The sequence below is a fragment of the Staphylococcus schweitzeri genome (assembly GCF_002902405.1).
Lineage (GTDB): Bacteria > Bacillota > Bacilli > Staphylococcales > Staphylococcaceae > Staphylococcus > Staphylococcus schweitzeri.
The window spans coordinates 73,227-86,572 of sequence record NZ_PPQS01000048.1 but is presented as its reverse complement, the minus strand read 5'-3'; the positions used below and the strand labels follow the sequence as shown (position 1 = coordinate 86,572).

At 32.5% G+C, this 13,346-nt stretch carries 14 protein-coding genes; 9 read left to right on the top strand and 5 right to left on the bottom strand.

Annotated features, from left to right (window positions below):
• The first annotated feature begins 434 nt into the window (after positions 1-434).
• The 5 genes from CD116_RS12170 to CD116_RS12145 all read left to right on the top strand — a co-directional run bounded on the left by CD116_RS12170 (position 435) and on the right by CD116_RS12145 (position 5,508).
• Positions 435-1,835, top strand: coding sequence for an MFS transporter (locus CD116_RS12170; protein WP_047427794.1), 1,401 nt, complete (start codon positions 435-437; stop codon positions 1,833-1,835).
• A 543-nt stretch (positions 1,836-2,378) separates the two neighbouring features.
• A complete protein-coding gene (locus CD116_RS12160) occupies positions 2,379-3,755 on the top strand; it encodes a long-chain fatty acid--CoA ligase (RefSeq protein WP_047550148.1) in 1,377 nt (458 codons plus the stop codon).
• Position 3,756: 1 nt separating this feature from the next.
• Entirely contained in the window at positions 3,757-4,896 is a 1,140-nt protein-coding gene (locus CD116_RS12155) for a thiolase family protein (RefSeq protein WP_047550145.1), read from the top strand.
• Positions 4,871-5,236: a hypothetical protein gene (locus tag CD116_RS12150; protein WP_047550142.1), complete on the top strand. Its 366-nt coding sequence runs from the start codon at positions 4,871-4,873 to the stop codon at positions 5,234-5,236. The genes CD116_RS12155 and CD116_RS12150 overlap by 26 nt, the downstream gene beginning before the upstream one ends.
• A 2-nt stretch (positions 5,237-5,238) precedes the next feature.
• Positions 5,239-5,508, top strand: coding sequence for a hypothetical protein (locus CD116_RS12145; RefSeq protein WP_047550139.1), 270 nt, complete (start codon positions 5,239-5,241; stop codon positions 5,506-5,508).
• Between the two features lie 202 nt (positions 5,509-5,710).
• On the opposite strand, the gene vraX is transcribed toward CD116_RS12145, so the two are convergent.
• Together vraX and thiD are read right to left on the bottom strand one after the other, a co-directional pair.
• Positions 5,711-5,878 carry a C1q-binding complement inhibitor VraX gene (gene vraX / locus CD116_RS12140; RefSeq protein WP_000587958.1) on the bottom strand — a complete coding sequence of 56 codons (168 nt, stop codon included), beginning with the start codon at positions 5,876-5,878 and terminating at the stop codon, positions 5,711-5,713.
• A gap of 494 nt (positions 5,879-6,372) precedes the next feature.
• Positions 6,373-7,203, bottom strand: coding sequence for a bifunctional hydroxymethylpyrimidine kinase/phosphomethylpyrimidine kinase (gene thiD, locus CD116_RS12135; protein WP_047550136.1), 831 nt, complete (start codon positions 7,201-7,203; stop codon positions 6,373-6,375).
• A 183-nt stretch (positions 7,204-7,386) separates the two neighbouring features.
• Between thiD and CD116_RS12130 the strand changes: the two genes are divergently transcribed.
• From CD116_RS12130 to CD116_RS12115, 4 genes are all read left to right on the top strand, one after another.
• On the top strand, positions 7,387-8,043 hold the full coding sequence (locus CD116_RS12130; RefSeq protein WP_000455258.1) for a uracil-DNA glycosylase: 657 nt from the start codon (positions 7,387-7,389) through the stop codon (positions 8,041-8,043).
• Complete coding sequence (locus tag CD116_RS12125; RefSeq protein WP_047550134.1) at positions 8,044-8,424, top strand: DUF5327 family protein; 381 nt, start codon at positions 8,044-8,046, stop codon at positions 8,422-8,424.
• A 133-nt stretch (positions 8,425-8,557) separates the two neighbouring features.
• On the top strand, positions 8,558-8,926 hold the full coding sequence (locus tag CD116_RS12120; protein ID WP_047427769.1) for a DUF423 domain-containing protein: 369 nt from the start codon (positions 8,558-8,560) through the stop codon (positions 8,924-8,926).
• Between the two features lie 120 nt (positions 8,927-9,046).
• The gene (locus CD116_RS12115; RefSeq protein WP_047550128.1) at positions 9,047-10,531 is read left to right on the top strand and encodes an APC family permease; all 1,485 of its coding nucleotides are present in this window, start codon (positions 9,047-9,049) and stop codon (positions 10,529-10,531) included.
• A 141-nt stretch (positions 10,532-10,672) separates the two neighbouring features.
• Here CD116_RS12115 and CD116_RS12110 read toward each other — a convergent pair whose 3' ends face one another.
• From CD116_RS12110 to hemQ, 3 genes are all read right to left on the bottom strand, one after another.
• Positions 10,673-11,125 carry a threonine/serine exporter family protein gene (locus tag CD116_RS12110; protein WP_047530187.1) on the bottom strand — a complete coding sequence of 151 codons (453 nt, stop codon included), beginning with the start codon at positions 11,123-11,125 and terminating at the stop codon, positions 10,673-10,675.
• A 13-nt stretch (positions 11,126-11,138) separates the two neighbouring features.
• Complete coding sequence (locus tag CD116_RS12105; protein ID WP_047530189.1) at positions 11,139-11,903, bottom strand: threonine/serine exporter family protein; 765 nt, start codon at positions 11,901-11,903, stop codon at positions 11,139-11,141.
• 547 nt (positions 11,904-12,450) lie between these two features.
• A complete protein-coding gene (hemQ, locus tag CD116_RS12095; RefSeq protein WP_047530191.1) occupies positions 12,451-13,203 on the bottom strand; it encodes a hydrogen peroxide-dependent heme synthase in 753 nt (250 codons plus the stop codon).
• Positions 13,204-13,346 lie beyond the last annotated feature (143 nt).

Here is a 13,346-nt window from a genome sequence, read left to right as displayed (position 1 = left end):
TCACAGTATATCTTTGATAGTCTAAATAAATATTTATAAATAATTTTGAATGTTTAATAACACTAATCAAGGTTTTTGCAACAGATTTACTATTGTGAATTTTATCAGTATAACCATTGTCAAAAACATATTAGATTTGTTGAAATTATTTCAAATTAGTTAAATTATGGCGATAGTATATGACTATTACGAAGTTGTATCCTATCGCTATTTTTAGTTATAAGTTGAAAATGTTAAAGGTTTGGGAATTTACGAATTATAATAGTTTGATTCAAATGATTATGGGTATAAAATAGTTGGATTTATTTCGTTAAAATGAAAGTTTTTGCCAAACATACTTTTGTATTTATATAAAAGTTTAAATTTGTATAAATTTGACAAAACTAATTAACTCCGTATAATTATGAAACATACAAGAGGGAGTGTATGAATTCATGGATTTTAATAAAGAGAATATTAACATGGTGGATGCAAAGAAAGCCAAGAAGACTGTTATTGCAACGGGTATTGGTAATGCAATGGAATGGTTTGACTTTGGTGTATATGCTTATACAACTGCGTATATAGGTGCGAATTTCTTTTCTCCAGTGGAAAGTCAAGATATTCGACAAATACTTACATTTGCAGCATTAGCAATTGCATTTTTATTAAGACCAATTGGTGGTGTTGTATTTGGTATTATTGGTGACAAATATGGACGTAAAGTTGTATTAACATCAACAATTATTTTAATGGCATTTTCAACATTAACTATTGGTTTATTGCCAAGCTATAACCAAATTGGACTATGGGCCCCAATATTGTTATTACTTGCTAGAGTGTTACAAGGATTTTCAACTGGTGGAGAATATGCGGGCGCAATGACATATGTCGCAGAGTCATCACCGGATAAACATCGTAATGCATTAGGAAGTGGTCTTGAAATCGGAACACTATCGGGTTATATTGCAGCTTCAATTATGATTGCATTATTGACATTCTTTTTAACCGATGAGCAAATGGCATCATTTGGTTGGAGAATTCCATTCCTACTAGGATTATTCTTAGGCTTATTTGGGTTATATTTACGTCGTAGATTAGAGGAATCTCCGGTATTTGAAAATGATGTTGCAACTCAACCAGAAAGAGATAATATTAACTTTTTACAAATCATTAGATTTTATTACAAAGACATATTTGTATGTTTTATAGCAGTCGTGTTCTTTAACGTTACGAATTACATGGTAACTGCATACTTACCAACTTATTTAGAACAAGTCATCAAATTAGATGCAACTACTACTAGTGTATTAATCACATGTGTAATGGCCATAATGATTCCATTAGCATTAATGTTTGGTAAAATAGCCGATAAAATAGGCGAAAAGAAAGTATTTCTTATTGGTACTGGCGGATTGACAATATTTAGTATTGTTGCATTTATTTTATTACATTCACAATCATTTATTGTTATAGTCATTGGAATATTTATTTTAGGCTTCTTCTTATCAACATATGAAGCAACAATGCCTGGATCACTACCTACGATGTTTTACAGTCATATAAGATATCGTACATTATCAGTTACATTTAATATCTCTGTTTCTATATTTGGTGGTACAACGCCATTAGTGGCTTCATGGTTAGTAGCTGAAACAGGTAATCCACTGGCACCAGCATATTATTTAACTACAGTTAGTTTAATTGGCTTTTTAGTAATTGCATTTTTACATTTGAGTACAGCAGGGAAATCACTTAAAGGTTCGTATCCTAACGTAGATAATGAGAAAGATAGAGCGTATTATGCTGAACATCCTAAAGAAGCATTATGGTGGGTTAAAGAAAGAAAAGATTAGACATTTTAATAAATAAGTATAAATCAATCGTATATAAGCACTTTAAAGTTAGCAAAATTTACTAACTTTAAAGTGCTTTTTAAATTGAAAAATGTAATTAGTTGAAATAAAGTTTTTGTATATACATAAACCCCCACTGCAATGATTATCGCAATGGGGGAAGAGGGGACTTAAAGCATATGTTTAGCTTTGAATACTTAAAATTCTCTTGCTATTGAAATGTTAGGATGTAAATATGTCTTAGAGTATTTTGTCCAACGCAATTAATATTGAGACTCTAACCTTCAATATTACTATAGAGAACACAAATTTAAATAGATTGGGTGACTTATTTGTGTCAGTTATTGCGATTGCTATAACTTCTTTTCTCTATACACATATAGTAACGTCTTATCTAATAAAAAACATGGTACTACAGTATCAAATTTATCTAGGGCTTAAGTTTGATTTTTATAATAGTCAGGTTTACCTGATAAAAATACTTATTCATTATATAATGTTAACAAGATATATTATAAAGTTTACATTGAGTGAGGGATATTGATGAACGTAATTTTAGAACAGTTGGAAACACATACTCAAAATAAGCCTAATGACATAGCATTACATATAGATGATGAAACAATTACATATAGTCAACTGAATGTCCGCATCACTAGCGCAGTCGAATCTTTGCAGAAATATTCACTTAATCCTGTCGTTGCTATTAATATGAAATCACCGGTTCAAAGTATTATTTGTTATTTAGCTTTGCATCGTTTACAGAAAGTGCCAATGATGATGGAAGGTAAATGGCAAAGTACTTTACATCGTCAATTGATTGAAAAATATGGTATTAAAGATGTAATTGAAGACACTGGTCTCATGCAGAGCATAGATTCACCGATGTTTATTGATGCAACGCAATTACAGAATTACCCCAATTTATTACACATTGGTTTTACTTCGGGGACAACTGGACTCCCAAAAGCATATTATCGTGATGAAGATTCATGGTTGGCTTCTTTTGAAGTTAATGAAATGTTGATGTTAAAAAATGAAAATGCCTTAGCTGCCCCGGGACCACTATCGCACTCGTTAACATTATATGCGTTATTGTTCGCTTTAAGTTCCGGTCGTACTTTTATAGGACAGACCACTTTTCATCCTGAAAAGTTACTTAACCAATGTCGTAAAATATCATCATACAAAGTTGCTATGTTTCTTGTTCCAACGATGATTAAATCATTATTGTTCGTTTACAACAATGAATATACAATCCAATCATTTTTTAGCAGTGGAGATAAGCTGCATTCTTCTGTTTTTAAAAAGATAAAAAATCAAGCAAACGACATAAATTTGATTGAATTTTTTGGTACATCGGAAACCAGTTTTATCAGCTATAACTTAAATCAGCAAGCACCTGTTGAATCAGTGGGTGTATTATTTCCTAATGTGGAATTGAAAACGATGGATCATGATCGAAATGGTATAGGATCTATTTGTGTGAAAAGTAATATGATATTCAATGGCTATGTTGGTGACAAATGTATAAATAATGATGAATGGTTTGTTACTAGTGATAATGGCCGTGTAAAAGAGCAGTACTTATATTTAACAGGAAGACAGAATGATATGTTAATTATTGGTGGTCAAAATATTTATCCAGCGCATGTTGAACACCTTTTAACGCAATCGTCGAGCATTGATGAAGCAATTATAATCGGTATTCCAAATGAGCGTTTTGGTCAAATAGGTGTATTACTTTATTCTGGTGATGTGACACTTACACATAAAGATGTAAAACTACTTTTAAATAAGAAAGTGAAACGCTATGAAATTCCATCGATGATTCATCATGTAGAAAAGATATATTACACTGCAAGTGGTAAAATTGCTAGAGAAAAAATGATGTCGTTGTATTTGAGAGGTGAATTATAATATGAATCAAGCAGTCATAGTTGCAGCTAAACGAACTGCATTTGGGAAATATGGAGGTACTTTAAAACATTTAGAGCCAGAACAATTACTCAAACCTTTATTCCAACATTTTAAAGAGAAATATCCAGAGGTAATATCTAAAATAGATGATGTAGTTTTAGGTAATGTTGTTGGGAATGGTGGCAATATTGCAAGGAAAGCATTGCTTGAAGCGGGTCTAAAAGACTCAATACCTGGTGTGACAATTGATCGTCAATGTGGGTCTGGACTTGAAAGTATTCAATATGCATGTCGCATGATTCAAGCCGGAGCTGGTAAGATATATATTGCAGGAGGTGTTGAAAGTACAAGTCGAGCACCTTGGAAAATCAAGCGACCGCATTCTGTGTACGAAACAGCATTACCTGAGTTTTATGAGCGTGCATCATTTGCACCTGAAATGAGCGACCCATCAATGATTCAAGGCGCTGAAAATGTAGCCAAGATGTATGATATTTCAAGAGAATTACAAGATGAATTTGCTTATCGAAGTCATCAACTGACAGTAAAAAATATAAAGAATGGAAATGTTTCTCAGGAAATATTTCCTATAACCGTTAAAGGAGAAATATTCAACACTGATGAAAGTCTAAAATCACATATTCCGAAAGATAACTTTGGCCGATTTAAGCCCGTGATCAAAGGTGGGACCGTTACCGCTGCGAATAGTTGTATGAAAAATGATGGCGCGGTTTTATTACTGATTATGGAAAAAGATATGGCGTATGAATTAGGTTTCGAGCGTGGTTTATTATTTAAAGATGGTGTTACGGTAGGTGTTGATTCTAATTTGCCTGGCATTGGACCAGTTCCTGCTATTTCCAAATTACTATCAAGAAATCAATTAACGATAGAAAATATTGAAGTTATTGAAATTAACGAAGCTTTTAGTGCACAGGTGGTTGCCTGCCAACAAGCTTTAAATATTTCAAATACGCAATTAAATATATGGGGTGGTGCATTAGCATCAGGTCATCCATACGGTGCAAGCGGTGCCCAATTAGTGACGCGATTATTTTATATGTTTGACAAAGAAACTATGATTGCATCTATGGGGATTGGGGGAGGTCTAGGAAATGCAGCATTATTCACTCGATTCTAACCAGCGATTAAATGTGTCATTTTCTAAGGATAGTGTGGCTGCATATTATCAGTGTTTTAACCAACCTTATAGAAAAGAAGTTCCACCATTAATGTGTGCGTCATTATGGCCAAAATTTGATTTATTTAGAAACTATGCAAATAGTGAACTAATTTTAACAAAAACAGCAATTGATCAAACGCAACCAATAGAAGTTGATACAATATACACGGGTTGTCTGAAAGGTATTGAATGTCGACAGATTCGCAATATCAAACGATATACGATGACTTTAACATTAACTGAAAATAATCGAGATATCATAACAATTACACAAACTTTTATTAAGGCGATGATGTAGGGATGAAGTTTAATGAAATATGGGTAAATGAATATTTGGCACTCGTCGATGATGGCAATCCAATACATAATAAGATTGTGCCAGGGCAATTAGTGAGTCAAATGATGCTGATGACAAAGTCATTAGAGGTCAATCAGTGTCAAATTAACTATGTTAAGCCTATTTTAATAAATGAAAATATCGAATTTATTGAACAAAGCGAGCAAGAAATTATAGCAATAAATGATGACGGAGAGATTAAAATAAAGATTTATTTGAGCACAAAAAAATAACCGATATTAGCTGCATGAACGCATATTAATTAGGAGATGAAAGGACAGCTAATATCAGTTATGTATTGTTATTATTATTGTAATTAGAGATAAATATAGGTTAAGGTACTTCTGTTGCATGGGGATGCATTATTTCGAAAATAATAATAACAACTTTATGAAATGTTTAATAAATTCTGGATTATTGGAACGATTAGTCAATCTAACTAACTTTCATATGATCTATATCGTCTTGTAATAAAGAGAGCAATTTAAAAATTTCAGTATCACTAAATGAATCGTCACATTTAATAGAAACATGCTGAAATGTTTTGGTTATAATTTCATACACTGGTGCACCTTCATGGTGATACTGTCGATAAATAATCATAACCTATATTACCTCCTTTGCTACTCTATAGTCATATTATAAATAACATTTATATTTACCACATCAATCTTAAGTATCAACTTTTAATCAGACATAGAACGTATTTTTTACTAGGACTATTTATGTATAAAAGTTAAAAATAAATATATATTTATAGAGTCGCCTTATAGTCATTTGGGAAATATAACATATGTGATTCGATGGGCATTTATCATAAAGAAATTATAATTATAGAGGTATTGACCATCTAGATGAGTGCATGTTTATCTTGAAAATAAAGAATTTAATTAGTCATGGCTGCATATGGAAAGCAAATATTTGCAAGTATTGTTCGATATGTATGAGGTTTTAATTAAAGATAAAACGCTTAAGTATAACTTTTAAATTCAAATTATTTACAGAGCATAATGATTATAAAAAAACCACATTATATAAATTGAGTTCGCACCCAATTTATATAATGTGATTAATATCGATGATTTATAGAAGAACCATTAAACCTCTGTTACTTCAACATCGATATGTTCAATACGGTTGTATGCACCGTGATCTACAGGACCAACAAAATCATTCATTTTCCAACCGTTTTTAATAGCAGAAGCGACGAAAGCTTTCGCGCTAATCACAGCTTCTTTCGGTGACTTACCGTTAGCTAAATATGCAGTTGTTGCCGCAGCAAATGTACAACCAGCACCATGGTTATAACTTTGTTGGAACATGTCTGTAGTTAGTTGATAAAATGTTTGACCATCATAGTATAAGTCATACGATTTATCTTGATCTAAAGCTTTGCCACCTTTAATGATGACATGCTGTGCGCCTTTATCAAAGATAATTGTTGCAGCCTTTTTCATATCTTCAATTGAATTTAATTTACCTAATCCTGATAATTGACCCGCTTCAAATAAGTTTGGTGTCACTACCGTTGCTTTAGGTAGTAAATATTTAATCATCGCTTCAGTATTCCCAGGGTTAAGCACTTCATTTTCACCTTTACAAACCATGACAGGATCTACTACAAAGTATTGTGCATTAGATGCCTCATATGCTTCTCCAGCACGTTTGATTATCTCCTCAGTACCTAACATACCTGTTTTAATAGCATCAGGTCCAATTGATAAGGCCGTTTCAAGTTGCTTTTCAAATACGTCCATAGGTAATGGTGTGACATCGTGTGACCATGTATCTTTATCCATAGTAACGATGGCAGTTAAAGCGACCATGCCATACGTATCTAATTCTTGGAACGTTTTCAAATCTGCTTGCATACCTGCACCAGCACTTGTGTCAGAACCGGCAATTGTTAAAACTTTCTTTAAAGCCATTGAGCTTCACTCCTACATTATAATATTGTATTCATCATATCATTTTTAACCTATTTGAAAAATATTAAGCATTCAATATTTGATGATTGTTCAAATCAATCATTCATACTATTGTAACTTTTGAAAATGTCATTCACTTTAGATAAGTGTGATATGTTAAAATATGTCCTGAGGTGAGATTGAATGGAATGGTCGCAAATTTTTCATGACATAACAACGAAACATGACTTTAAAGCTATGCATGATTTTTTAGAAAAAGAATATTCGACTGCAATCGTATACCCTGATAGGGAAAATATATATCAAGCGTTTGATTTAACACCGTTTGAAAATATCAAAGTTGTTATATTAGGACAAGACCCGTATCATGGTCCAAACCAAGCACATGGATTAGCATTTTCAGTGCAACCTAACGCAAAATTCCCTCCATCTTTACGTAATATGTATAAAGAATTAGCAGATGATATTGGATGTGTTAGACAAACACCACATTTACAAGATTGGGCAAGAGAAGGCGTCTTGTTATTAAATACAGTTTTAACCGTAAGACAGGGTGAAGCAAATTCTCATCGTGATATTGGTTGGGAAACATTTACTGATGAAATTATTAAAGCAGTGTCTGATTATAAAGAACATGTTGTCTTTATTTTGTGGGGGAAACCTGCACAGCAAAAAATAAAGCTTATCGATACATCTAAACATTGTATTATAAAATCAGTGCATCCTAGTCCACTGTCTGCATATAGAGGATTCTTTGGATCAAAACCGTATTCCAAAGCGAATACCTATTTAGAGTCAGTAGGAAAATCACCAATTAATTGGTGTGAAAGTGAGGCGTAGATGGTGAATAGAGAAATTTTAATAGCACGAATTGAGCAAGAATTAGTACAAGCAGAGCAGGCGCAGCATGACCATGACTTTGAAAAACATATGTATGCCATACATATATTAACATCTTTATATGCTTCAACATCAAATACACCACATATTGGTGAACAACAAATGAATCGTCGTATTGCTAACCATAATCAAATGCCACAATCACAAATAACGCAGCCAACACATCAAGTGACAGCTGCTGAAATTGAAGCGATGGGTGGTAAAGTAAATACGCATTCAGCACATCATCATAATAAGTCATATTCACAACCTTCAAACCAACAGCAAAGATTAGCGACAGATGATGATATTGGCAATGGTGAATCCATATTTGATTTTTAAAGAGTAACAAGGAACTATAATGATTTAATCGCTTTTTAAGTCTGAATGATATTAATAAAGCGACATGTATATTTATCCAAATGTTGTGACTACAATATTAACTTAATACTGAATTATTTAAGGAGAGGTAACTATGAAATTATTTATTATTTTAGGTGCATTAAATGCTATGATGGCAGTTGGAACAGGTGCATTCGGTGCACATGGTTTGCAAGGTAAAGTAAGTGACCACTATTTATCAGTATGGGAAAAAGCAACAACATACCAAATGTATCATGGGTTGGCGTTATTGATATTAGGTGTAATTAGTGGCACAACATCTATCAATGTTAATTGGGCAGGTTGGTTAATATTTGCCGGTATTATTTTCTTTAGTGGCTCATTATACATTTTAGTATTAACACAAGTTAAAATATTAGGTGCAATTACACCAATTGGTGGTGTGTTATTCATCATTGGATGGCTCATGCTCATCATTGCGACATTCAAATTTGCTGGTTAAATTTTTAAATTTTAGATTACCTATGTAACTAAACATTAAATTTTTAATAAAAATAATCAAGAAAAAGAGTTACAAACTCATCTTTTGGGTATAGAATACCTTCGAGGTGAGTTTTTATTTATGGAAAAAAAGAATAAGCAAATAGATAGAGGCGATTTAAAACAAAACCTATCTGAAAAATTTGTATGGGCGATTGCATATGGTTCATGTATCGGATGGGGCGCATTCATCTTACCAGGAGACTGGATTAAGCAATCAGGTCCGATTGCTGCATCAATTGGTATTATTATTGGTGCATTGTTAATGATATTAATTGCGGTAAGTTATGGCGCATTAGTAGAAAGATTTCCAGTATCAGGGGGCGCATTTGCCTTTAGTTTCTTAAGTTTTGGCAGATATGTGAGTTTCTTCTCATCATGGTTTTTAACATTTGGTTATGTTTGTGTAGTTGCTTTAAATGCAACCGCATTCAGTTTGTTAGTTAAATTCTTATTGCCAGACGTCTTAAATAATGGAAAATTATATACTATTGCAGGTTGGGACGTTTATATAACAGAAATTATTATTGCTACCGTATTGCTACTTGTATTTATGCTTGTGACAATTCGTGGTGCGAGTGTATCTGGATCATTACAATATTACTTCTGTGTAGCAATGGTTATCGTTGTATTATTAATGTTCTTTGGTTCATTCTTCGGCAATAATTTTGCTCTTGAAAATTTAAAGCCTTTAGCTGAACCTAGCAAAGGATGGTTTGTATCTATTATCGTTATTGTATCTGTCGCTCCATGGGCATATGTTGGATTTGATAATATACCACAAACAGCAGAAGAGTTTAACTTTGCGCCGAATAAGACATTTAAACTTATTGTGTATAGTTTATTAGCAGCATCATTAACGTATGTTGTTATGATTCTTTATACAGGTTGGTTATCAACAAGTCACCAAAGTTTAAATGGACAATTATGGTTAACGGGTGCAGTTACACAAACCGCTTTTGGTTATATTGGCTTAGGTATACTAGCTATTGCAATTATGATGGGTATATTTACTGGTTTAAATGGTTTCTTAATGAGTTCAAGTCGTTTGCTATTTTCAATGGGACGTTCAGGCATTATGCCAACAATGTTTAGTAAATTACATAGTAAATACAAAACGCCTTATGTTGCAATCATTTTCTTAGTAAGTGTGTCATTAATTGCACCTTGGTTAGGAAGAACGGCATTGACATGGATAGTTAATATGTCTTCTACAGGTGTATCAATTGCTTACTTTATTACGTGTTTGTCTGCTGCTAAATTATTTAGTTATAACAAACAAAGTAATACGTATGCACCTGTATATAAAACATTTGCCATTATTGGCTCAGTCGTATCATTCATTTTCTTAGCATTGCTATTAGTACCAGGGTCACCAGCAGCATTGACGGCACCATCTTATATTGCATTAATTGGATGGTTGATTATTGGATTGATATTCTTCATAATTCGATATCCTAAGTTGAAAAATATGGACAATGATGAATTGAGTCGCTTGATTTTAAATAGAAGTGAAAATGAAGTTGATCATATGATTGAAGAACCTGAAAAAGAAACAACTAAATAATAAAAGAATCGCACAATATACCTTCTTAATTCGGAGGCATATCGTGCGATTTTTGTATGATCTAATTTGGGATTTAAGTAGAGATGGTTAAAGCATATATAAATTTGCTAAGAGTTAGGGGTAAGCTATTTCTAACAATATTTATAGTCGTTTAAAAGATTTAACGAAACCAGAAACAATTAATTTGGAAATTTGATCTGCGAATAATAAGCCTAATGCGATGGCTCCTGCAATAAGTGTTACTTCTAACATTGTATTTATTGCTGTACTGAAATTTAATAAGACTAAATTTTTTGTAGCATCGTATGCTAAACCACCAGGTACTAATGGAATGATACCAGTAACCATGAAAATGATGGCAGGTTCTTTTTGTTTACGAGCCATATAATGACTTAACAATCCTAAGGCTAAACTGCCAAAGAAACTAGAATATATTGTGTGTACATGTAAACCGTTGAAAAATAGTATGTAAACCATCCAGCCACATGTACCAACGAAGCCACAAGATAAGTATAATTTTCTAGGTGCATCGAAAATGACACAGAAGAACGTTGAGGCTAAAAAGCTAAAGCAAAAGTTTAATATCCAAAACATAGTCATGATACTCCTATACTAAAATTAATACGCTACCAACGCCAGCACCGATGCCAAACGCAGTAACCAATGCTTCTAATGATTTCGTTGTGAACATCAACATGTGTCCACCAAATAAATCTTGTATTGCATTTGTTATTAATACACCAGGGACAATAGGCATGACCGCGGCAATGATAATAGTTGCCAAGTCACCTGTTGGAATAAGTGTATGTCCAATAACAGCAATAATCCCAATTACTAATGAACCAATGAATTCTGGGATAAACTGTGCGTGTAACTTACGATCTAGAATTTCAGTGACTAAGTATCCTAGACTACCTGCTAATATTGCAGTTAAGACATCAATCAATCTACCACCTTGTAAATATAAGAAACTCATTGCAATCATTGCTGCAGCAAAGCCTTTAAAAGGAAGACTGCTGTCTCGCTTAGCTACATATATTTTTTCGAGCTGTGATTTTGCTTCTTCTAATGTAATTTCATTATTTGTAATTTGACGTGAAATTTTATTCGCCTGTGATATTTTAATTAAATTAGTATCCCGAGAGGTAATTCTAAAAATTCTAGGAAATGATTCCGAATGTAATGTAAACTGGATGACAGTGTTTGTAACAAAACTATTACTTTCACTGTAGCCAAGCTTTTTTGCAATACGTGTCATTGTATCTTCTACACGCGTACCTTCTGCACCAGATTCTAATAATATGCGAGCAGCAAGCAATATAACATCTTTAATAAGTACTTCTTGTTTGTATTCATCTGAATTTATGTCCATATCATCACCATTGTTTATAAGAATTTAATACTCATTATAGTTTATGCGCTATAAAATAACCACATGATCTTTTTGATAAGTTGTTATTGATTTTAAAAAACTATTATTTGATACTATTGTAATTATAATCATTGTAAATCTTTGTAACTGATATTCACTTAAAGGATAAAAAGGAAAAATTATTGAAAAAAATTCGACAAAAATATGTTTCAAATATTTCAAATAGGTTAAAATAATATTAGTTAACCATTACAAAAATTGTATAGAGTAGCGACTGTATAATTTCTATTGAGGTTAACGTTTATATGTAGTGATAGTAGTTAAAGTTCTCCCAAGGAAGACTACTCGGGTACACTTTGCTATAGGCAAAGTGTACCTCGTTATTGATAATACAATAGCACATTATTAGAAGTTCAAACATAAAAATTTCAACTATTTACTAAATCACATCTTATGTATACGGGAATATACTGAAGATAAACGAAAAATTCCAAGCTTATCGGTTTAAGCTTGGAATTTTTTATTAATTTACTAACGTACCAATGTATTAAGAAATCGCAAAGAATTGATCGAATTCATTTGTGTTAATAATATGTCCTACAAAGAAACTACCGAATTCACCGTATCGTGCTGTTGTTTCATCAAAGCGCATTTCGTATACAATTTTTTTGAATTGTAATACGTCATCTGAGAACAATGTTACGCCCCATTCGAAATCATCAAACCCAACAGAACCAGTAATAAATTGTTTGATTTTACCAGCATATTTTCTACCAATCATACCATGGTCATACATTAATTTTTGACGTTCTTCCATAGTTAACATATACCAGTTATAAGTTTCATTACGACGTTTGTTCATCGGATAGAAACAAATATAATCAGAGTGTGGTAATTCAGGATATAATCTAGCTTTGATATGAGGGTTTTCATAAGGATCTTCATCGGATTTACCAGCTAAATAATTGCTCAATTCAATGACTGATACATATGAATATGTAGGGATTAAGAAGTCAGCAATGCGCAATTTGTTAAATTCATTTTCAATATGATTTAAAGACTTCATTTCAGGACGTAAGAACCATAATAATAAATCTGCTTTTTGACCAGTTATATTATAAATAGCTTGATCACCAGATTTTGATGATCTTACAGTTGCTGTATTTTCTAAAAATGATTGCAATTCAGTGACAAGTGCATCGCGTTCGTCCTTTGGAACTAGGCGCAATGATGCCCAATCAACTGCATAAAATAAATGTAGACTATACCAACCATCTAATGTTTCGGCTGCTTGACTCATGTTTATCGCTCCTTTTCAAAAATCATCAGTTCTTTATAAATTTTATCATAAAGCAAAGGGGTAACGATAAAATTATGATTACAAATTGGTGACGTGGCATTATGAAATAAAATGGCGTATAATTATACCGTGAATGATTAATA

Coding starts and splice junctions, on each gene's coding strand:
- thiD (WP_047550136.1), bottom strand. CDS start 7,203: ATGGCTTTAAAGAAAGTTTTAACAATTGCCGGTTCTGACACAAGTGCT.
- CD116_RS12155 (WP_047550145.1), top strand. CDS start 3,757: ATGAATCAAGCAGTCATAGTTGCAGCTAAACGAACTGCATTTGGGAAA.
- CD116_RS12130 (WP_000455258.1), top strand. CDS start 7,387: ATGGAATGGTCGCAAATTTTTCATGACATAACAACGAAACATGACTTT.
- hemQ (WP_047530191.1), bottom strand. CDS start 13,203: ATGAGTCAAGCAGCCGAAACATTAGATGGTTGGTATAGTCTACATTTA.
- CD116_RS12120 (WP_047427769.1), top strand. CDS start 8,558: ATGAAATTATTTATTATTTTAGGTGCATTAAATGCTATGATGGCAGTT.
- CD116_RS12145 (WP_047550139.1), top strand. CDS start 5,239: ATGAAGTTTAATGAAATATGGGTAAATGAATATTTGGCACTCGTCGAT.
- CD116_RS12170 (WP_047427794.1), top strand. CDS start 435: ATGGATTTTAATAAAGAGAATATTAACATGGTGGATGCAAAGAAAGCC.
- vraX (WP_000587958.1), bottom strand. CDS start 5,878: ATGATTATTTATCGACAGTATCACCATGAAGGTGCACCAGTGTATGAA.
- CD116_RS12115 (WP_047550128.1), top strand. CDS start 9,047: ATGGAAAAAAAGAATAAGCAAATAGATAGAGGCGATTTAAAACAAAAC.
- CD116_RS12110 (WP_047530187.1), bottom strand. CDS start 11,125: ATGTTTTGGATATTAAACTTTTGCTTTAGCTTTTTAGCCTCAACGTTC.
- CD116_RS12105 (WP_047530189.1), bottom strand. CDS start 11,903: ATGGACATAAATTCAGATGAATACAAACAAGAAGTACTTATTAAAGAT.
- CD116_RS12160 (WP_047550148.1), top strand. CDS start 2,379: ATGAACGTAATTTTAGAACAGTTGGAAACACATACTCAAAATAAGCCT.
- CD116_RS12150 (WP_047550142.1), top strand. CDS start 4,871: ATGCAGCATTATTCACTCGATTCTAACCAGCGATTAAATGTGTCATTT.
- CD116_RS12125 (WP_047550134.1), top strand. CDS start 8,044: ATGGTGAATAGAGAAATTTTAATAGCACGAATTGAGCAAGAATTAGTA.